This is a genomic window from Pseudomonas sp. R-28-1W-6 (assembly GCF_009799925.1).
Lineage (GTDB): Bacteria > Pseudomonadota > Gammaproteobacteria > Pseudomonadales > Pseudomonadaceae > Aquipseudomonas.
Map to the genome: position 1 here is coordinate 1 of NZ_WELK01000008.1, position 19,123 is coordinate 19,123.

General features: G+C 62.9%; 19 protein-coding genes. 16 read left to right on the top strand and 3 right to left on the bottom strand.

Features of this window, described 5'->3' with window-relative positions; all coding sequences use genetic code 11:
* Window positions 1–364 precede the first annotated feature (364 nt).
* Window positions 365–712, top strand: coding sequence for a nuclear transport factor 2 family protein (locus tag F3I62_RS14550; protein ID WP_160490364.1), 348 nt, complete (start codon window positions 365–367; stop codon window positions 710–712).
* Window positions 713–770: 58 nt separating this feature from the next.
* Here F3I62_RS14550 and F3I62_RS14555 read toward each other — a convergent pair whose 3' ends face one another.
* Window positions 771–1,649 carry a LysR family transcriptional regulator gene (locus F3I62_RS14555; RefSeq protein WP_160490365.1) on the bottom strand — a complete coding sequence of 293 codons (879 nt, stop codon included), beginning with the start codon at window positions 1,647–1,649 and terminating at the stop codon, window positions 771–773.
* A gap of 108 nt (window positions 1,650–1,757) precedes the next feature.
* On the opposite strand from F3I62_RS14555, the gene F3I62_RS14560 reads away from it, so the two are divergent.
* On the top strand, window positions 1,758–2,753 hold the full coding sequence (locus F3I62_RS14560) for a zinc-dependent alcohol dehydrogenase family protein (RefSeq protein WP_160490366.1): 996 nt from the start codon (window positions 1,758–1,760) through the stop codon (window positions 2,751–2,753).
* 202 nt (window positions 2,754–2,955) lie between these two features.
* Here F3I62_RS14560 and F3I62_RS14565 read toward each other — a convergent pair whose 3' ends face one another.
* Window positions 2,956–3,894, bottom strand: coding sequence for a GlxA family transcriptional regulator (locus F3I62_RS14565; protein ID WP_160490367.1), 939 nt, complete (start codon window positions 3,892–3,894; stop codon window positions 2,956–2,958).
* 132 nt (window positions 3,895–4,026) lie between these two features.
* On the opposite strand from F3I62_RS14565, the gene F3I62_RS14570 reads away from it, so the two are divergent.
* From F3I62_RS14570 to F3I62_RS14585, 4 genes are all read left to right on the top strand, one after another.
* Window positions 4,027–4,827 (top strand): SDR family oxidoreductase, encoded by an 801-nt coding sequence (locus tag F3I62_RS14570; protein ID WP_160490368.1) that lies wholly within the window; start codon window positions 4,027–4,029, stop codon window positions 4,825–4,827.
* An 83-nt stretch (window positions 4,828–4,910) separates the two neighbouring features.
* Complete coding sequence (locus F3I62_RS14575; RefSeq protein ID WP_160490369.1) at window positions 4,911–5,390, top strand: nuclear transport factor 2 family protein; 480 nt, start codon at window positions 4,911–4,913, stop codon at window positions 5,388–5,390.
* 59 nt (window positions 5,391–5,449) lie between these two features.
* Window positions 5,450–6,349 (top strand): alpha/beta fold hydrolase, encoded by a 900-nt coding sequence (locus F3I62_RS14580; protein WP_160490370.1) that lies wholly within the window; start codon window positions 5,450–5,452, stop codon window positions 6,347–6,349.
* Window positions 6,350–6,353: 4 nt separating this feature from the next.
* A complete protein-coding gene (locus tag F3I62_RS14585; RefSeq protein ID WP_160490371.1) occupies window positions 6,354–7,085 on the top strand; it encodes a hypothetical protein in 732 nt (243 codons plus the stop codon).
* Window position 7,086: 1 nt separating this feature from the next.
* Here F3I62_RS14585 and F3I62_RS14590 read toward each other — a convergent pair whose 3' ends face one another.
* Window positions 7,087–7,902: an AraC family transcriptional regulator gene (locus F3I62_RS14590; protein WP_160490372.1), complete on the bottom strand. Its 816-nt coding sequence runs from the start codon at window positions 7,900–7,902 to the stop codon at window positions 7,087–7,089.
* A gap of 128 nt (window positions 7,903–8,030) precedes the next feature.
* Here F3I62_RS14590 and F3I62_RS14595 point away from each other — a divergent pair, with 128 nt between their 5' ends.
* From F3I62_RS14595 to hppD, 10 genes are all read left to right on the top strand, one after another.
* Entirely contained in the window at window positions 8,031–8,549 is a 519-nt protein-coding gene (locus F3I62_RS14595) for a carboxymuconolactone decarboxylase family protein (RefSeq protein ID WP_160490373.1), read from the top strand.
* A 13-nt stretch (window positions 8,550–8,562) separates the two neighbouring features.
* Window positions 8,563–8,817: a glutaredoxin 3 gene (gene grxC, locus F3I62_RS14600; RefSeq protein ID WP_160490374.1), complete on the top strand. Its 255-nt coding sequence runs from the start codon at window positions 8,563–8,565 to the stop codon at window positions 8,815–8,817.
* 237 nt (window positions 8,818–9,054) lie between these two features.
* Entirely contained in the window at window positions 9,055–9,504 is a 450-nt protein-coding gene (locus F3I62_RS14605; RefSeq protein WP_160490375.1) for a MarR family winged helix-turn-helix transcriptional regulator, read from the top strand.
* Window positions 9,505–10,013: 509 nt separating this feature from the next.
* Complete coding sequence (locus F3I62_RS14610; RefSeq protein WP_160490376.1) at window positions 10,014–10,442, top strand: organic hydroperoxide resistance protein; 429 nt, start codon at window positions 10,014–10,016, stop codon at window positions 10,440–10,442.
* A gap of 205 nt (window positions 10,443–10,647) precedes the next feature.
* Window positions 10,648–11,391 (top strand): alpha/beta fold hydrolase, encoded by a 744-nt coding sequence (locus tag F3I62_RS14615; RefSeq protein WP_160490512.1) that lies wholly within the window; start codon window positions 10,648–10,650, stop codon window positions 11,389–11,391.
* 159 nt (window positions 11,392–11,550) lie between these two features.
* Entirely contained in the window at window positions 11,551–12,561 is a 1,011-nt protein-coding gene (locus F3I62_RS14620; protein WP_160490377.1) for an alpha/beta hydrolase, read from the top strand.
* A 265-nt stretch (window positions 12,562–12,826) separates the two neighbouring features.
* Window positions 12,827–14,494, top strand: coding sequence for a nitrite/sulfite reductase (locus tag F3I62_RS14625; RefSeq protein WP_160490378.1), 1,668 nt, complete (start codon window positions 12,827–12,829; stop codon window positions 14,492–14,494).
* Window positions 14,491–14,973, top strand: coding sequence for a DUF934 domain-containing protein (locus F3I62_RS14630; RefSeq protein ID WP_160490379.1), 483 nt, complete (start codon window positions 14,491–14,493; stop codon window positions 14,971–14,973). The genes F3I62_RS14625 and F3I62_RS14630 overlap by 4 nt, the downstream gene beginning before the upstream one ends.
* Window positions 14,974–15,287: 314 nt before the next feature.
* Window positions 15,288–17,735 (top strand): EAL domain-containing protein, encoded by a 2,448-nt coding sequence (locus F3I62_RS14635; protein WP_218572889.1) that lies wholly within the window; start codon window positions 15,288–15,290, stop codon window positions 17,733–17,735.
* A 296-nt stretch (window positions 17,736–18,031) separates the two neighbouring features.
* Window positions 18,032–19,114 (top strand): 4-hydroxyphenylpyruvate dioxygenase, encoded by a 1,083-nt coding sequence (gene hppD, locus F3I62_RS14640; protein WP_160490380.1) that lies wholly within the window; start codon window positions 18,032–18,034, stop codon window positions 19,112–19,114.
* The last annotated feature ends 9 nt before the right edge of the window (window positions 19,115–19,123 follow it).

Genomic DNA, 19,123 nt, shown 5'->3' on the forward strand with positions numbered 1-19,123 from the left:
GCAGGTACATCCGACCGGCCGGCTGCCGCTGAACCTACTTTTTCAACAGAATCGGCCGATTGCAGCCGATATGCACGTCTGCGCTGCTGCGCCCGAGCGATCCACCTGCGATCTGCTCCGTATTTTTGCCAGCAATCTGAGTCTGGTCTGTTCGCGCCACGCCACGCCATATTCCTCCCCCTTGAACCCGCAGGGTGGGTGGTGGACGAGGTGGCGGCATGTATCAGTACGACCAAGCACTGGTGCGCGAGCGGGTTGCCCCGTTTCATTCCGATCTCGAGCATTGCGCGGCGCCGGCCTGGGCCCCATGTGGCTGCAGCTTCATGTTCATCTACACAAACCAGGCAGCACGGGAGCCGATGCGATGACCACGCACGAAGACAACCTGCACAGGGCCGCCGATGCCCTGATCGGCGCAACCAATGCATTCGACGTCGAGGGTGTTGTGAAACTGTTCACGCCGGATGCGGTGATCGATGACCCGTCCACCGGGCATCGTTTCGACGGCCATGCGGGCATTCGCACTTATGTAGAGCAGTACTTCATCGGCTATCACACGGTGACTCGCCTGCTGTCGCTCAAGCCTCTCGGTGCCAACCGTGCCAGCGTGCGGGTCGACTTCACCGGAGATTTCGGCCACGAGATCGGCCTGCTGCAAATCGCCGTCAACCCTGACGGGCTGATCGTGCGCATCGACGCCGATCTGGAGTGAACGCCTGCAATGAACCCGGGCTGCTCGTGGCGGCGTCTCCCAGCACCGTCTGGTGAACCTATAGGTGCGTGCGGAGAAAGTCGACAAAGGCCATCGTCCGCGCCGAGCGTCGCCGTTCACGGCTGAGTACGGCGCTCACCGGCAGCGCAGCCGCCTGGTAATCACCAAGCACGATGGCCACCTTACCCTGTTCGACATCGGCGGCGAACAGCCACTCGGGAGACAGGGAAATACCCAGTCCGCCGAGGACCATTTCACGGATGGCTTCGCTGCTGTTGCTGGTGACATTGCCGTTGATGGAAATATCCAACTCACCTGCCGCGCCTTTGAAGTGCCAGGTGTTGTAGTGCTCGAGCAAGGTGAAGCCGATGCAGTTGTGGCCTCTGAGTGCCGCCGGCTCACGTGGCTCACCGTGACGTTGCAGGTACTCGGGCGCGGCATACACCCGCCGTACGCTGGCGCCGAGCGGCACGGCCACCAGCCCCTCGTGCTTCACCACGCCAATACGGATGGCCAGGTCTATATTTTCCTTGAGCAGGTCTTCGTTGTGATCGCTCAGGCGCAGGTCAATCCGCACATCGGGGTAGCGCTGCAGAAACCCCATGAGCAGAGGCGCAATGCACAGCCTCCCGTAACTGACGGGGGCGGCTATTCGCAGAGGGCCGGCAATCTGTTCCTGGCCACTGGCGAAGCTGCGCGTGGCGATCTCGAGGCTGCCGAGGATTTCCTGGCAGTGGCTGTAAAACCCTTGCCCCTGGTCGGTCAGGGACAGCTGGCGGGTACTGCGGGCGAATAGCGGCCCACCAAGATGTTGCTCCAGGGCGCGTATCTGCTTGCTCACGGCCGGCTGTCCCACGTTCAGCTCGCGAGCCACTGCGGAAAACGAGCCGCGCTCTACCACCCGTACAAAGGTGCGCATGCTGTCGAACAGATCCATCAGGGATTAGGCCTTTTCCAGGAATTAGTCATATGCAAATTTAGCTTCTTATCGGAATGCTGTGGATGCGGCAACCTGAAAGCGTCCACCTAATCAGAGGTTTCCGCCATGAAAAACACCATGCTTGCTGCCATCGCTGAGTCCGCCCAGGCCCCACTCGCCTTGCGTCATATCGCTCGTCCCACACTCGGCACGGGGCAAGTGTTGGTCAAGGTCCATGCGGCTGGCGTCAACCCACTCGATACCAAGATTGCCGCTGGCGCGGCGGCCCACGCCCGCCAGGAATTGCCCGCTGTGCTCGGCCTGGATCTGGCCGGGACGGTCATCGAAGTAGGCGAGGCGGTCGAAGGCTTCGCGCCGGGTGACGAGGTCTTCGGCATGGCCGGCGGGATTGGTGGTGCCCAGGGCGCCATGGCCGAATACATTGCTGTCGATGCCCGGTTGATCGCGCCCAAGCCGCAGACCATGAGCATGCGCGAAGCGGCAGCATTGCCGCTGGTGTTCATCACGGCCTGGGAAGGCCTGGAGGATCATGCCCATGTCCGCGCGGGTCAGCGCGTGCTGATTCATGGCGGTGCGGGTGGGGTCGGCCAGGTGGCCGTGCAACTGGCCAAGGCCCGCGGTGCTGAAGTCTTCGCCACCGGTTCGGCGGACAGTCTCGACTTCATTCGCTCGCTGGGGGCGACGGCTATCGACTATCAGGCGCAAAGCGTGGACAGCTATGTCGAGCGCTATACGGCAGGCGAGGGCTTCGACATCGTCTATGACACCGTTGGCGGCAGCACGCTGGACGCATCGTTCAAGTCGGTGAAGGCCTACACCGGGCATGTGCTCAGCTGCCTGGGCTGGGGGCAGCACAGCCTCGCGCCGCTGTCGTTTAAGAGTGCTACCTACTCAGGCGTATTCACCCTGGCGCCGTTGCTCAGCGGAAAAGGGCGCGAACACCACGGCGCGATCCTGCGCGAGGCCGCCGCGCTGGCCGACGCCGGGCAACTGAAGATCAGAGTCGATCAGCGCCACTTTGCGTTGCATGAGGTCAACGAGGCGTTTAGTCAGGTCGCGCAAGGTCAAGGCAAAGGCAAGACGGTCATCGAGTTGCTCTAACCCATTCCTGCTGTAGTTACAGCCAGGCGTGCAATCGGCGGTAACTTAGCCACTTGCGTTTCCGCGGTTGCCCTCGCAGACGAATGTCGAGGGCGACCGCTTCGTTTCATCCCCGCTCACAACGCGATAAAGGGCATCACACCGATAGTGCTTGCGCACGTTGATCAAGCTTGAAGATCAAGGCTTTGCGCATACTCCGCATTTACAGGTCGATTCTGGAAGCGCGCCTGAGCATCTGCGGCGGTTGACCGAATGCTCTGAGGAATGCCTTACGCATTCTCTCGCGGTCAACAAAACCGGTTTCCACGGCGATCCGATCCATCGACAAACGGCCTTTCTCGATAAGCAGGCGAGCTGCTTCGAGGCGCAGGCTCTCGACCGCCTTGGCGGGCGACTGACCCGTTTCGGCGCTGAAGGCTCGGCTGAACTGGCGGGTGCTTAGGTTGGCGGCCTCGGCGAGCTCGTCCACTGAAAGCCGGCTCTGCAGATTCTTCTTGGCGTAATCCAGCGCCTGCTGGATGCGGTCTGACTTCGGCCTCAGCTTCGACAGGGCCGAGAACTGGGATTGTCCCCCGGCACGGCGATGGTAAACGACCAGGCTCTTGGCTACGCCCCGAGCGACTTCGGGGCCGAGGTCCTGTTCGATCATCGCCAGCGCCAGATCGATGACTGCGGTCATGCCGGCCGATGTCCAGACATTGCCATCGACGATGAAGATTCGGTCCTCCTGCAGGCTGACTGCCGGGAAGCGCTTTTGTAGATCGCGGGCAAAGAACCAGTGCGTGGTGGCCTGGCGGCCGTCCAGGACACCAGCTTCGGCCAGGGTAAAGGCCCCGGTGCAAGGGGCTGCGACTCGCCGTGAGGTCTCGACTGATTGGCGGACAAAGTCCAGCAGTCCCGGTGATGCCGGCTGGATATAGGTCGCGGCGCTGACGACGACCGTATCCAGCGCCATTCTCCCGAAGGCTTGCGTTTCAACCGCAAAGCCGGCCGAGGTACGAATCGCTCCTCCCTTCTCCGATAGCAGGCGAATGTCATAGAACGCCTCGCCCAGGGTGATATTGGCCATTTCGAAGGCCGAGACAATTGCCAGGCTCATGACCTGAAAGTTGGGGAAAACGACCACACCTACCCTATGCATCTGTCCGCGAGACCCGTTTCAGTTTCGTCTTAAAAAGACGTATATATGACATTTAAGACGCGATCAAGGCTGGTTATTCTCCTGGCAAGACTTCGCTTCATCCACCTTCGAGACTTCCCAGGAGAAACGGCTATGACCACTCAGACTTCCCATGGAACCGCCCTGATCACCGGTGCATCATCCGGTATCGGGGCGCTCTACGCCGAGCGGCTGGTCAGGCGCGGGCATGACCTGATTCTTGTGGCGCGTTCGCGAGAGCGCCTGGAAGGACTGGCGCAACGGCTGGTCGAGCAGACCGGGCGCCGCGTTCAGGTGCTGGTCGCCGATCTGGGCGACAAGGAGGGTCTGGCCCTTGTCGAGCAGCTATTGCGCAGCAACGAGCAGATCTCGCTGCTGGTCAACAACGCGGGTGTCGGCGCGACCGCTCCACTGCTCGATGCGGATGTCGAGGCGATGACCCGGATGATCGAGCTGAACGTGACGGCATTGACCCGCCTGGCCTATGCCGTCGCGCCGGGATTGGTGGCGCGTGGAGGCGGCGCGATCATCAACATTGCCTCGATTGTGGGCATCGCCCCCGAGATTCTGAATGGTGTGTATGGCGGCACGAAGGCATTCGTACTGGCCTTCAGCCAATCCCTGCATCACGAACTGGCAGGCAAAGGGATTCGCATCCAGGCCGTCGTCCCGGGGGCTATCGCCACTGAATTCTGGACGGTCGCCGGCACGCCGGTAGAGGCCCTGCCGAGCCAGATCGTGATGCAGCCTGCGGACCTTGTGGATGCGGCGCTGGCCGGTTTCGATCAGGACGAGCTGTTCACCATTCCTTCGCTACCGGATCTTGCCGATTGGCAGGCCTATGAAGCGGCACGGCAGAAGCTGATGCCCAACCTTTCCCGTCAGTCGGTGGCGCCGCGCTATCGCCGCGGCTGAACATAAAATTGCGCTGCGGGTGACCTGTTATGCGTCGCCTGTCATTCGAGGCCGATTCACGAATCACTGAATGAGGTGCCGGAATGTCAACGAAGACTGAAATTCGCCCACCCTTGCCGCCGTTTACCCGCGAAACAGCCCTGCAGAAAGTCCGACTGGCCGAGGACGGCTGGAATACCCGTGACGCCGCGAAGGTTGCTCAGGCCTATAGCCCAAATACGCGCTGGCGCAACCGTGCCGAGTTTGTTGAGGGGCGTGACCAGGCGCGCGCTTTCCTGGAGCGCAAATGGTCGAAGGAACTCGACTACCGCCTGATCAAGGAGCTGTGGGCATTCACGGATAACCGAATTGCCGTGCGCTATGCCTATGAGTGGCGAGATGACTCGGGTAACTGGTTCCGCTCCTACGGCAACGAGAACTGGGAGTTCGGTGCCGATGGGCTGATGGTGAATCGTTATGCCTGCATCAACGACCTGCCGATCCGTGAAGCGGAGCGCAAGTTCCACTGGCCCCTGGGCCGCCGCCCGGATGAGCATGCCGGGCTTTCGGAGCTGGGCCTTTAATTCAGCCGTGGCGAATGCCAGAAGCGCCTGCACTGCAAGACCCGCTCGGGAGATTGACCATGAACGAAGTAGCTTCCTGTGCCCCGACAGTCGTGCGGCATCGTTACGCCGAAGTCGATGGTGTAAGCATTTTCTATCGCGAGGCTGGGCAACGCGGTTTGCCGACCTTGCTTTTGCTGCATGGATTCCCGACGTCCTCGTATCAGTTTCGCCATCTGCTGCCGCTCTTGGCCGAGCACTTCCATGTCATTGCCCCAGACTTCCCCGGCTTCGGCTTTACCCAGGTTCCCGTCGAACGCAGCTATGTCTACAGCTTCGAACAGATCGCCGACACCATGGCCGCATTCACCGAGGGGTTGGGGCTGCAGCGCTATGCGCTTTACCTGTTCGACTATGGCGCCCCCATAGGGCTGCGTTTGGCGCTGTTGCAGCCGCAGCGGATAGTCGGCCTGGTTTCGCAAAACGCCAATGCCTACGAGGAAGGGCTCAGCGAAGCCTGGGCGCCGGTGCGCGCTTACTGGGCCGATCCGTCAGCCGCTAATCGACAGGCCATTCGCGACGCGCTGTTGAGTGCCGATGCCACACGTTGGCAATACCTCACTGGCGTTTCTGAACCCGAGTTGATCGCTCCGGAAGCCATCCTGCTCGACAACACCCTGCTTGAGCGGCCTGGCAATAAAGACATTCAGCTCGATCTGATCCTGGACTATGCCAAAAACCTAAAGCAGTACCCGGTTTTCCAGGCCTGGCTGCGCAATAGCAACTTTCCGGTCCTGGTCATTTGGGGGCGCAACGATCCGTTCTTTCTGCCTGCCGGTGCGCAGGCGTTCGCGCGTGATGTTCCGCACGCGGTGGTTGAGCTATTGGAGACCGGGCACTTCGCCCTGGAGACGCACTGCAATCTTATCGCCGCTCGAGTCAAGGCGGTCCTCGGGCAAACAGCATCCGAAAGAGGGTAATAAGGTGAGCAAGCAGATATCCGAATTGCTGGATCAGGTACTGGAGGCCCACGGCGGGCTCGACCGCTGGCGCCAATTCAGCCGTGTGGAGGCCAGCATCACGAGCGGTGGTTCTCTGTGGGGCATGAAGGGGCTGAAGCAGGACAACGTGTCGCGCCAGATGCTGGTCTGGCTGCATGAGCAGCGCGCTTCGGTGATGCCTTTCGGTGCGCCCAATCAGCGGACGGCTTACTGCCCCGGGCGTATTGCTATCGAGACGGTAGAAGGGCAGGTGGTTGCAGAGCGCCTCGATCCGAGAGTCGCGTTTGCAGGGCACGATGAAACGACGCCCTGGGATCCCCTGCATCGCGCCTACTTCAATGGTTATGCGCTGTGGTCCTACCTGACCATGCCCTTTCTGTTTTCCATGCCGGGCGTCAGCACCGAAGAAATCGAGCCCTGGCAGGAAGAAACAGCAACGTGGCGGCGTTTACGGGTTCGCTTTCCCGCTGACGTCGCGACTCATTGCGAGGTGCAGGATTTCTATTTCGGCGATGACTTCCTGTTGCGCCGACATGATTATTCCGTCGATGTGAGCGGTGCGATTCCGGCGGCCCAATACGTTCATGACTATGTGGAGTCCGGCGGGCTGCTTATGCCGAGCAAGCGCCGGGCTTATCGACGTGATGCCAAGGGGCGGGCTATCGAGACGGAATTGCTCGTGTCGATTGACCTGAGCAACGTCCATTACACATAAGCTACTGTTGAAGCCACTCTCGTGGGCTCGCTCCAACCTTGCGACGAAATGCCCTGGCTAATGCCGAAGGGCTTTCATAGCCCACTTCGTCGGCGATCAGCCCAATGGGACGTCCTTCCCGAAGTCGTTTCTGGGCCAGGCTGACCCTCCAGCTGAGCAAATAATCTGCCGGGGTTTTCCCCACTACCTTGCGGAACTGGGCTGCAAAGCTCGCGCGCGACATGTTTGCTGCGCTTGCTAATTCACCCACCGACCAGGGTTTTGCCGGAGTGTCGTGCATCAGGGTAATGGCGCGTGCCAGCCGCACATCAGCCAGCCCTGCCATCATCCCCGTAGGCAGGCTTTGGTTCGCCATCATGTGTCGAAGGAGCTGGATCACCATCAGCTCGAACAATCGGTTGAGGACGACATCACGGCCACATTCGTCGCTGAAGGCTTCTTCAAACAACCAGTCGAGGTTGGCCGTGAGACCCGGCAGTTCACCCAGGGGTTTGACGATGTAGTCCGGCAAGGCAAGGGTCAGCGGGTTATCGGCACCGCCATCGAACAATAAGGTGGCACATACCAATTGGGCTTCGTCGACCTCTGTTGCCACCAGCTGATGTTGTTGCGGGCGAGCCACGAGCACCAGGCTCGGCTCTGCCAATTCGATGAGCTGATTGCGCTTATCCCTGAAGGTCAGGCGTCCCGAGCGCAATAAGTGCACGTGGCCGTAGCTGCCGTGGCCGTAGAGGTCAGTGGTGCCACAAAAACCGCCCTGGTGGAATGTGGCGGCATGCAGGTTGAAGTGTTTAAGCAGTGTGGATAGACGGTCCATTGCAGGCTCGATTTAGACGATCTGTTGCATAACATCGACGATCTGAAGCCGAAAATAAAGTCGTGGTCCCTAATATGAGTTCCAAGCTTGATCGACAAGCTCGTTGCTCAACCTACTGGAGAACACCCATGACTCGTATCGCCGCTCTCACTCTGGAACAGGCACCCGCTGGCTCACGCGCTTCCCTCGAAGGCATCCAGAAGGGTCTCGGATTTATTCCCAATGCCTTTAAGACATTGGCGCATGCACCGGCTGCATTGACTGGCTATCTGGCTCTGGCGCAAGCCCTGGGCAAGAGCTCACTGAGCGCTGCCGAACGCGAAGTTGCAGCGCTGGCGACCTCGCAAGTCAACGGCTGCGACTACTGCATCGCGGCCCACTCGTTCTTCGGTGCGAAGAGCGGTTTGGGCGAGGAAGACATTCGCCAGGCCCGCTCAGGCAAGCTGAGCGCAATTGCCACGCTGACCCGGCAGATCACCGAGAGCCGCGGCCAATTGACTGATGCTCAGATAGCCGCTGCGCACGAAGCCGGCCTTGCCGATGGCAAGATCGTTGAAGTGGTCGCCCAGGTGGCGCTGTTAACCCTGACCAATTACCTGAACAACATCGCTGCCACCGATATCGACTTCCCACCGTCGGCACACTGAGAGGGCCATCACCATGAGCCAAGTGACCATTTACACCACGCAGCATTGCCCGTACTGCCTCAACGCAAAAAGTCTGCTGTCGCGCAAGGGGGTTAAGGCGGTCGAAATTGACGTTGAGACCTCACCCCAGCGTCTCGCGGAAATGCTGCAGCGCTCCAAGCGCAGAACTGTCCCGCAGATATTCATTGGCGACAGGCATGTCGGTGGTTTTGACGATCTGGCTGGCCTTGAGCGCAAGGGCGAACTGGATGCCTTGCTGCATGCTTGATGTTCTGATGTGCTCAGGCTGGCACCACCATCCTGAGCATATCTTTTGTGCATTTGACTCAGCACAGCCAAACGCCGGGCCGAAATGGCGCAACAGGCCTCGGCGCTTTCCCGTAGGCGCCTAGAGCCGCTGTCAAATCCTGGCCTGAGTGGAAGCCACGCAGGGTGCATTCAATTGGCATAACAGTAGTTGGCGCGATAAATTATCGGCAACTGTCCTGTGCTGCTGGAGAACGCCATGGCCACGCAAGACCCTTGCGCCGAACTGCTGCTCGATAACCAGCTGTGCTTTGCCCTGTATTCGACTTCGCTGCTGTTGACCAAGGTCTACAAGCCGCTGCTGCAGGAACTGGGCCTGACCTACCCGCAGTACCTGGCGATGATGGTGCTCTGGGAAGGGGATGGCATCACCGTAGGCGATATCAGCAGCCGCCTGTTGACCGACCCCGGCTCCGTCACCCCATTGCTCAAGCGCCTGGAGGCTGAGGGCTTGCTCAAGCGCACTCGCAGCAGTGTCGACGAGCGTGTGGTCGAGCTGTTTCTCACCGATAAGGGCCGCGATCTGCGCGAGCAGGCCAAGCGCATCCCCGGCTGCATTCTCACCGCTACCCAGCAATCTGCTGCGGAACTCGGCGCCCTCAAGGCTGAACTGGTCGCTCTGCGCAGCAGCCTGCAACAGGCCGTGTAAGCACCCGGGCGACGAGCCGGTCGCCCGCGCCGGCAGCCTCGCCGGCCATATCACCCTTAAGCGTTAATTCCCGCGCCGCTCAACGATTTCGCCCCGCCGCCCCGCTCGCAAACAACGCGCAACAGCCCGTCATTCCTCGCTTATGCCTGAGTAGGGCAGCGCTTATCGCTAAATTTTTAGAAATATATCTTGCGCGCTAAATTTATTGGTACTAGAGTTCGCTCCGTAGAACTGATTAGCGCGCAAAATATTGGCGCGAAGTCGCAACGGAGACCGGCAGTTATCTGCACCTGATCCAACAACCCCGAGAGTCGTGGAGAACCGTAATGAAAACCCTGATTGCCTTCACCGCCCTTGTTGTTCTTTCCGCCCCGGTTCTGGCTGACGACAGCCAGGCAGACGGCAAAGGCCTTTACCCGCACTGGTTGATCAGCCACGAAGGTTGATCGCCAGTGGACACCGCAACGCTCTAAACAAACCCAGCCAAACAGCTCAAGAGGATTACCACCATGTCGATTCAAACCATTGCTTACCGTGCCTATGCAGAAGCCACCGGCGGCCGTGACGGCCGTGCCATCTCCTCCGACGGCGTGCTCGACGTCGCCCTGACCACTCCGAAAGAACTCGGCGGTGCCGGTGGCCAGGGCACCAACCCGGAGCAGCTGTTCGCGGCGGGCTACTCGGCCTGCTTTATCGGCGCGATGAAGTTCGTCGCTGGCCGCGACAAGCTGGCGATGCCAGCCGACGCCTCGATCGAAGGTGTCGTGGGCATCGGCGCTATCCCCAACGGTTTCGGCATCGAAGTCGAACTGCGCATCAGCCTGCCGGGCATGGACCGCGAGCAAGCGCAGACCTTGATCGACCGTGCGCACATCGTTTGCCCGTACTCCAACGCCACCCGCGGCAATATCGACGTCACCCTGACGCTGCTCGACTAAGCCTCGGCCTCACTGCTCAGGCCCAGCACCGCAAGCCCGGTGCTGAGCCTGACAAACCCGCAGCCTGTCCGAGCACCCATGCAGAAATGCAGATCAGCTTTCGGCCTGCCGCAGCATCAATCTGATTCAGAGAAAGGAGTTCACCTTGCGTACTTTCCCGCTGATTAAAACCGCCATTGCCAGCACCGCCCTGGCCCTGGGCGTAATGGGGTCCGCCCTTGCAGGGCAAAGCGCCGGCGACAAGCCAACAGTTGTACTGGTGCATGGCGCATTTGCCGAGTCCGCCAGCTGGAACGGGGTCGCCACGCAACTGTTGGCCCAGGGTTACCCGGTAATAGCCGCCGCGAACCCGCTGCGCGGGGTCAAGTTCGATGCTGACTACGTGGCCAGTATCGTCGAGCACACCAACGGCCCGGTAATTCTCGTCGGCCACTCCTATGGCGGCTCGGTCATCTCCAATGCCGTGCAGGACAACCCGAACGTGAAGGCCTTGGTGTATGTCGCCGCATTCGCCCCCGACAAAGGCGAGACTGCCGTCGAACTGTCTGGCCGTTACCCCGGCAGCACCCTGGGGCCAACCCTGGGCGCGCCTGTGACCTTGCAGGACGGCAACAAGGACCTGTACATCCAGCAGGGTAAGTTCGCCCAGCAGTTTGCGGCCGATGTCGCCGCGCCCGAAGCGGCGCTGATGGCGGCAAGCCAACGCCCCATTACCGAACACGCCCTGCATGAAGCCTCAGGCGATCCGGCCTGGAAGCAACTGCCGTCCTGGTTCATCTATGGCTCGGCAGACAAGAACATTCCGGAAGCCGCGCTGAAGTTCATGGCAGAGCGCGCCGGGTCGAAGAAAACCGTGACTGTCCCTGGAGCCTCGCATGTGGTGATGACCTCCAACCCAGAGAAAGTCGCGGCCTTGATCATTGAAGCTGCCGAACAAACCGCCAACTGATCCTGGGGTTAACGCCCAGCCATGGGGCCTTTAGCGCCCCATGGCCCAGCCCCCAAGGTCAGGCGCTCGTCACGGCGTGATCAGCCGTTGTCCCGCTGAGAACGCCCATGGGGCCTATCCCGATCTGAATCGCCACGATCTCATTCAAGGAGCAATACCATGACCCGTATTCTTGTTTCCGGCCTGCTGGCTCTCGCGGTCAACAGCGCCTTCGCTGCCGGTAGTCCCGGAGTGGAAACCACCACTCAAGGTTTCCTCAATGCCCTCGCCGCTGGCGGTGGCACGCCGTTGGAACAGATGACGCCCCAAGACGCCCGCGCCGTATTGGTCGGTGCGCAGGCTGGGGTCAAGGTTGATGTATCCGGCATCAAGGTGGTCGACAAGACCATCGAGGCCGGTGGCCAGTCGATCCAGCTCAAAGTGGTCCGTCCAGCCGATGCCAAGGGCACGCTGCCGGTCTTCATGTTCTTTCACGGCGGCGGCTGGGTACTCGGTGACTATCAGACCCACGAACGCCTGATCCGAGACCTGGTGGTGGGCTCTGGCGCTGCGGCGGTGTATGTCGATTACACCCCGTCACCGGAAGCCACATACCCGACCGCCATCAACCAGGCCTACGCGGCAACCCAATGGGTGGCGCAGAACGGCGCGCAGATTGGGGTTGATGGCAAGCGTCTGGCAGTCGCCGGCAACAGCGTAGGCGGCAACATGGCCGCAGTGGTCAGCCTGCTGGCCAAGGACAAAGGCACCCCGGCGATCAAGTTCCAGCTGTTGCTGTGGCCGGTAACCGACGCCAACTTCAACAATGCCTCCTACAACCAGTTTGCCGAGGGCCACTTCCTCAGCAAGAGCCTGATGCAGTGGTTCTGGAACAACTACACCACGGATCCGAAACAGCGCGCCGAGATCTACGCCTCGCCGCTGCAGGCATCGGTAGAACAGCTGCAAGGCTTGCCGGACACCCTGGTGCAGACCGCCGAGTTCGACGTATTGCGTGACGAAGGGGAGGCCTATGCGCGCAAGCTGGATGCAGCCGGGGTCAAGGTGACCTCCGTGCGCTACAACGGCATGATCCACGACTTCGGTTTGCTCAACGTGATCAGCCAGATCCCAGCCACGCAAAGCGCCATGCAGCAAGCCGCTGCCGCGCTGAAAGCCAAGCTCAAGTAACCCGCTGCACGATCAAGCGCCCCAGTACGTTCAGCGTGCTGGGGCGTTCTGCCGTGTCGATTTTTTTGGGTGCTCGCCTGCCGCGACTCTCGGCTGATACCTGATCCATTAGCGCTATGCCACTCTGTTTCATACGCCGTAGAGCCGCCTCACGGCATCTGCTCCGTATTTTCATCGCCAATCTGAGTCTGTTCTGTTTGCGCCTTGCCAGGCCATAGTCTGCTCCTCTTGAACCCGCCTTGCGGGTGGCTGACGAGGTGGCGGAATGTATCAGTACGACGACTACGACCACGCGCTGGTGCGCGAGCGGGTTGCCCAGTTTCGTGACCAGGTGCAGCGGCGCCTGAGCGATGAGCTGAGCGAGGAGGAGTTCCTGCCGCTGCGCCTGCAGAACGGCCTGTACCTGCAGAAGCATGCCTACATGCTGCGCGTGGCGATTCCCTACGGCACGCTCTCGGCCCAGCAGCTGCGTACCCTGGCACGGATCGCCCGCGAGTACGACCGTGGCTACGGCCACCTGACCACGCGGCAGAACATGCAGTTCAACTGGATCGAACTGGAACAGGTGCCGGACATCCTCGAACAGCTGGCGGCGGTGCAGATGCATGCCATCCAGACCTCCGGCAACTGCGTGCGCAACGTCACCACCGAGGCCTTCGCCGGGGTCGCCGCCGACGAGCTGCTCGACCCGCGCCCGCTGGCGGAAATCCTCCGCCAGTGGTCGACGGTCAACCCGGAATTCCTGTTCCTGCCGCGCAAGTTCAAGATCGCCCTGTGCGCGGCGGCCGAGGACCGCGCGGCGGTGCAGGTGCACGATATCGGCCTGCAGCTGTACCGCGACGCCAGCGGCGAGTTGCTGCTGCGCGTGCTGGTCGGCGGCGGCCTGGGGCGCACGCCGATCATCGGCGTGCAAATCCGCGAGGGCCTGGCGTGGCGCCACACCCTGAGCTACGTCGAGGCCATCCTGCGCGTATACAACCGCCACGGCCGGCGCGACAACAAGTACAAGGCGCGCATTAAGATTCTGGTCAAGGCCTTGGGCATCGAGGCCTTTGCCCGTGAGGTGGAGGAGGAGTGGGCGACGATCAAGGATGGTCCGGCCGAACTCACCGCCGAGGAATACCAGCGCGTGGCTGCACACTTCCAGCCGCCAGCCTACGCCGCGCTGGCCGACGGTGGCGTGCAAGCGGGCGAGCAGCTGCATGACCCGCACTTCGCCCGCTGGCTGTCGCGCAACGTACGCCTGCACAAGGTGCCGGGCTACGCCAGCGTGGTGCTGTCGAGCAAACCGGGTGCGGCGTTGCCGCCGGGTGATATCACCGCTGCGCAGATGGACGCGGTGGCCGACTGGGCCGAGGCTTTCGGTTTCGGCGAAATCCGCGTGGCCCATGAGCAGAACCTGGTGCTGCCGGATGTGCGCCAGAGCGACCTGTATCACCTCTGGCAGCTGGCTACGGCAGCGGGCCTGGCCACGCCAAACATCGGCCTGCTCAGCGATATCATCGCCTGCCCGGGCGGCGACTACTGCGCGCTGGCCAACGCCAAGTCGATCCCCATCGCCCAGGCCATCCAGCAGCGTTTCGAGGACCTCGACTACCTGCACGACATAGGCGAGCTGAGCCTGAACATCTCCGGCTGCATGAACGCCTGCGGCCATCACCACATCGGCAACATCGGCATCCTCGGCGTGGATAAGAACGGCAGCGAGTGGTACCAGATCACCCTCGGCGGCGCCCAGGGCCACGGCGCCGCGCTGGGCAAGGTGATCGGCCCGGCGTTCGGCGCCGACGAGGTGCCGGCGGTGATCGAGGGCCTGATCGAGGTCTACCTGCAGCAGCGCGCGGTGGGCGAGCCCTTCGTCGACTGCGTGGCGCGCATCGGCCTGGAACCGTTCAAGCAGCGGGTCTACCGCCAGCAGGAGGTGCCGGCATGAACAACCTGATCAGGCTGGTGGATGGCGCGGCGCGGCTGGTTGACGACGATCCCTGGCAGCTGCTGCGCGAGGAGCTGGAGCCGGCCGGGGCAGGGCCGCTGATTGTGCCGCTGGCGCAGTGGCGGCAGCGCCGCGACCCGGCGCAGGGCCTGTGGCTGGCGCCCGACGATGATGCCGAGAGCCTGCGCGAGTGGCTGCCGCACTTGCCGCTGATCGCCGTGGACTTCCCGACTTTCCGCGACGGCCGCGGCTACAGCCAGGCCTACCTGCTGCGCACGCGCCTGGGCTGGGGCGGCGAGCTGCGTGCGGTGGGCGATGTGCTGCGCGACCAGCTCAGCCATATGCGCCAGTGCGGTTTCGACAGCTTTGCCGTGCGCGCCGACAAGTCGGCGCAGGACGCGCTCAAGGGCCTGGCCGGCATGAGCGTGCTCTATGGCCGCTCGGTGATCGAGCCGCGGCCGCTGTTCCGCCGCCGCTGAGTTCTTCTAGGAGCGCCGCGCGCACCGCTGAGCACGCACAGGCCTGCGGTGCGCGCGGCAAGCACCGTCCAAGCACTGGGTGCTACCCCTTGGTTGCCGGGCTAAGCCGCGCCTGCCGGCTTGGAAACTTTCGCGCCTGTGAACCACTCCTGACCTGTCGCTCAGCAAGAAAGCCATCTATACCTGAAAAGTACGCCAGTACCTCTTGGGCGTAGAGCTGCGGGCGCCTTGTTGTTCTCACCCAGGCACGAGGGCATGACGTTCGTGTGCAGGTCGCTCCGGCTGCTCGCGCACCCAGATCAGGAGAAAGGGATTTGATCAGTGCGAAGACCCGGGGCCGGCGCAGGCGTGCCACCTCCCAGCTGCTGCGGCTGGTGTGGCCCTTTGTCGTGGTGGTCCTGCTGCAGTCGTTGCTGGCCGGCGGCAGCCTCTACCTGCTGTCCGCCGTGCGCGGCTACGTGGGCGGCGAGAGCCTGTGGTCGAAAGGCCTGAAGGATGCCATCCACCATCTCGATCTCTACGCGCAAACCCAGTTTCCCGAGCATTTCCAGGCCTACCGCGAGGCGGTAGCCGTGCCGCTGGGCGACCATGCCTTTCGCCTGGCGATGAGCCGGGTCCCGCCCGATCTGCCCGCGGCGCGGGCCGGCATCCTGCAGGGCAAGAACCACCCGGACGATGTCGAGGCGATGATCTGGCTGTTCCGCCACTTCCAGAACGTCAGCTACCTGCGCCAGGCCATCGAGCAGTGGACCCTGGGCGACCGCTATATCGGCGAGCTGACCGCGCTGGCCGCCGAGGTGCACGCCAGCGTCGCCCGCGGCCAGCCAAGCTCGCGCCAGGTGATCGACTGGCAGGCGCGTATCGAACTGATCAACGACGGTGCCACGCCGGCGGCGGAGGCCTTCTCGAGCATTCTCGGCGAGGCCTCGCGGGTGGTGCTGCGTCTGCTGATCGGCCTCAATCTGCTCGTCGCCATCCTGCTGATCGGCCTGGTGCTGCTGCGCACGCGCAAGCTGCTGAACCAGCGCCAACGGGCCGACCACGCCCTGGAACGCGAGAAACTGCGCGCCCAGGTGACCCTGGCGGCGATCGGCGATGCGGTGATCAGCCTCGACCGCCAGGGCCTGATCGCCTACATGAACCCCACCGCCGAGCAGCTCACCGGCTGCCGGGTCGAGCAGGCTCGCGGTCAGGCCTTCGATGCGCTGTTCTCGATAGTCGACGAGCAGCCCGGCGCCGCCAGCGAGCCGCTGCTGCAGGCGCTGCTGGCCGGCAACAGCCGCAGCATCTGCGACCACAGCAAGCTGATCGTGCGCCCGGACGGCAGTGCGGTGGCGGTCAACCTGGTCGGCACGCCGATCCTCAGCGAAGGCCGGGTGAGTGGCGCGGTGATGGTGCTGCACGACATGACCCGCGAGCGCCAGTTCGTCGCCAGCCTGTCCTGGCAGGCCAGCCACGATGCGCTGACCGGCCTGGTCAACCGCCGCGAGTTCGAATACCGCCTGGCCCAGCTGCTGGAGCGCCTGCAGCACGAGCACCGCCGCCATGCGCTGATGTACCTCGACCTGGACCAGTTCAAGCTGGTCAACGACACCAGCGGCCACGCCGCTGGCGACGAGCTGCTGCGCCAGGTCTGCGGCGAGCTGCAGCACCACCTGCGCGAGGGCGACACCCTGGCCCGCCTGGGCGGCGACGAGTTCGGCATCATCCTGGAGAACTGCCCGGCGGAGGCCAGCGAACGGATTGCCGAGGCCTTGCGCCAGTCGGTGCAGGACCTGCGCTTCGTCTGGGGCGGGCGGCCCTTCGCGATCAGCGTCAGCATCGGCCTGGTGCAGATCAGCGAAGGCCACAGCAGCCTGGAATCGCTGCTGCGCACCGCCGACATGGCCTGCTACTCGGCCAAGGAAAAAGGCCGCAACCGCGTGCATGCCTACCAGCCGGACGACTCCGAGCTGTCCCAGCGGGTCGGCGAGATGGGCTGGGTGCAGCGCATCCACTCGGCCCTGCAGGAAGACCGTTTCCGCCTCTATGCCCAGCGCATCCTCGCCCTGGGCGAGGAGCCGGGCGGCGTGCACATGGAAATCCTCCTGCGCCTGGAGGACGAGGACGGCCAGCTCATCGAACCCGGCAGCTTCATCCCGGCGGCCGAGCGCTACGGCCTGATGCACAGGATCGATCGCTGGGTGCTGCGCAGCACCCTGCAGGCCCTGGCCGAGCAGCTGGCCAGCGGCGCCCTGCAGGACAACGCCACCTGCGCCATCAACCTGTCGGGGACGAGCATCGGCGACGCCGAGTTCCTCGACTTCATCCGCGAGCAGTTCGCCAGCCAGCCGGTGCCGCCGCGGATGATCTGCTTCGAGATCACCGAAACCACGGCGATCACCAACCTGGCCGAGGCCACCCGTTTCATCGGCGAGCTCAAGGGCCTGGGTTGCCGCTTCTCGCTGGACGATTTCTGCGCCGGCATGTCGTCCTTCATGTATCTCAAGCACCTGCCAGTGGACTACCTGAAGATCGACGGCAGCTTCGTCCGCGACCTGCTGGAAGACCCCATCGATCGGGTCATGGTCGAGGTGATCAACCATATCGGCCATGTCATGGGCAAGCTGACCATCGCCGAGTTCGTCGAGTCGGCGGAGATCCTCCAGGCCCTGCGCGAAATCGGCGTCGACTACGCCCAGGGCTACGTGGTCACCCGGCCGCAGCCCTTCGCCGTGCTTGCCGCGGCGCTGGCGCAGGAGCTGGCGGTGCCGGCCGACTAGGGCCCGGGCGCCGCCGGCCGAGCCATTCGCCACCCCGTTCCAGCCCCTGCGACAGCGGCGCTGGCAGGCTGGCGTACCGCCCTGTAAACAAATCATTACGCGGGCGGGTGGGGAACAGGCCGTCGGCCGGCTTTTTGGCAGCTGTCAGGAATACTTGCCAGATCGGCCGACCAGCCGGGCTTACTGCGCCCTCGGGGCGGCTTGTTCGCACCCCGGCCGCGGGTTGTCATGGGGCTATCCACAGCGCGCTGCCGGCAGGGCAGGGCGCATGCCTACAACAACAACGAGGAGGCCGGATGAACGCCGTGGCCAAGATCGAGCAGCACAACCCCATAGGTACCGACGGCTTCGAGTTCGTCGAATACACCGCCCCGACCCCGGAAGGCATCGAGCAGCTGCGCCAGCTGTTCACCGCCATGGGCTTCACCGAAACCGCCAAGCACCGCTCCAAGGAAGTCTGGCTGTTCCAGCAGAACGACATCAACTTCGTGCTCAACGGCAGCCCCACCGGGCATGTGCGCGAGTTCGGCCTGAAGCACGGGCCGAGCGCCTGCGCCATGGCTTTCCGGGTGAAGAACGCGGCCCAGGCCGCCGCCTATGTCGAGGCCCAGGGCGCCAAGCTGGTTGGCAGCCACGCCAACTTCGGCGAGCTGAACATCCCCTGCGTCGAGGGCATCGGCGGCTCCTTGCTGTATCTGGTCGACCGCTACGGCGACAAGACCATCTACGACGTCGACTTCGAGTACATCGAAGGCCGCACGCCGAACGACCACGCCGTCGGCCTGCTGGCCATCGACCACCTGACCCACAACGTCAAGCGTGGGCAGATGGACGTCTGGTCCGGCTTCTACGAGCGCATCGCCAACTTCCGCGAGATCCGCTACTTCGACATCGAAGGCAAGCTCACCGGCCTGCTGTCGCGGGCCATGACCGCGCCGTGCGGCAAGATCCGCATCCCGATCAACGAGTCGGCCGACGACAAGTCGCAGATCGAGGAATTCATCCGCGAGTACCACGGCGAAGGCATCCAGCACATCGCCCTGAGCACCGACGACATCTACGCCACCGTGCGCCAGCTGCGCGCCAACGGCGTGGAATTCCTCAGCACCCCGGACACCTACTACGCCAAGGTCGACAGCCGCGTGGCCGGCCATGGCGAGCCGACCGAGGTGCTGCGCGAGCTGAACATCCTGATCGACGGCGCGCCCGGTGACGACGGCATCCTGCTGCAGATCTTCACTCACACGGTGATCGGGCCGATCTTCTTCGAGATCATCCAGCGCAAGGGCAACCAGGGCTTCGGCGAAGGCAACTTCAAGGCGCTGTTCGAGTCCATCGAGGAAGACCAGATCAAGCGCGGCGTGATTTCCGCGGAGTGAATCGTAGGG

Coding starts and splice junctions, on each gene's coding strand:
- F3I62_RS14550 (WP_160490364.1), top strand. CDS start 365: ATGACCACGCACGAAGACAACCTGCACAGGGCCGCCGATGCCCTGATC.
- F3I62_RS14555 (WP_160490365.1), bottom strand. CDS start 1,649: ATGGATCTGTTCGACAGCATGCGCACCTTTGTACGGGTGGTAGAGCGC.
- F3I62_RS14560 (WP_160490366.1), top strand. CDS start 1,758: ATGAAAAACACCATGCTTGCTGCCATCGCTGAGTCCGCCCAGGCCCCA.
- F3I62_RS14565 (WP_160490367.1), bottom strand. CDS start 3,894: ATGCATAGGGTAGGTGTGGTCGTTTTCCCCAACTTTCAGGTCATGAGC.
- F3I62_RS14570 (WP_160490368.1), top strand. CDS start 4,027: ATGACCACTCAGACTTCCCATGGAACCGCCCTGATCACCGGTGCATCA.
- F3I62_RS14575 (WP_160490369.1), top strand. CDS start 4,911: ATGTCAACGAAGACTGAAATTCGCCCACCCTTGCCGCCGTTTACCCGC.
- F3I62_RS14580 (WP_160490370.1), top strand. CDS start 5,450: ATGAACGAAGTAGCTTCCTGTGCCCCGACAGTCGTGCGGCATCGTTAC.
- F3I62_RS14590 (WP_160490372.1), bottom strand. CDS start 7,902: ATGGACCGTCTATCCACACTGCTTAAACACTTCAACCTGCATGCCGCC.
- F3I62_RS14595 (WP_160490373.1), top strand. CDS start 8,031: ATGACTCGTATCGCCGCTCTCACTCTGGAACAGGCACCCGCTGGCTCA.
- grxC (WP_160490374.1), top strand. CDS start 8,563: ATGAGCCAAGTGACCATTTACACCACGCAGCATTGCCCGTACTGCCTC.
- F3I62_RS14605 (WP_160490375.1), top strand. CDS start 9,055: ATGGCCACGCAAGACCCTTGCGCCGAACTGCTGCTCGATAACCAGCTG.
- F3I62_RS14610 (WP_160490376.1), top strand. CDS start 10,014: ATGTCGATTCAAACCATTGCTTACCGTGCCTATGCAGAAGCCACCGGC.
- F3I62_RS14615 (WP_160490512.1), top strand. CDS start 10,648: ATGGGGTCCGCCCTTGCAGGGCAAAGCGCCGGCGACAAGCCAACAGTT.
- F3I62_RS14620 (WP_160490377.1), top strand. CDS start 11,551: ATGACCCGTATTCTTGTTTCCGGCCTGCTGGCTCTCGCGGTCAACAGC.
- F3I62_RS14625 (WP_160490378.1), top strand. CDS start 12,827: ATGTATCAGTACGACGACTACGACCACGCGCTGGTGCGCGAGCGGGTT.
- F3I62_RS14630 (WP_160490379.1), top strand. CDS start 14,491: ATGAACAACCTGATCAGGCTGGTGGATGGCGCGGCGCGGCTGGTTGAC.
- hppD (WP_160490380.1), top strand. CDS start 18,032: ATGAACGCCGTGGCCAAGATCGAGCAGCACAACCCCATAGGTACCGAC.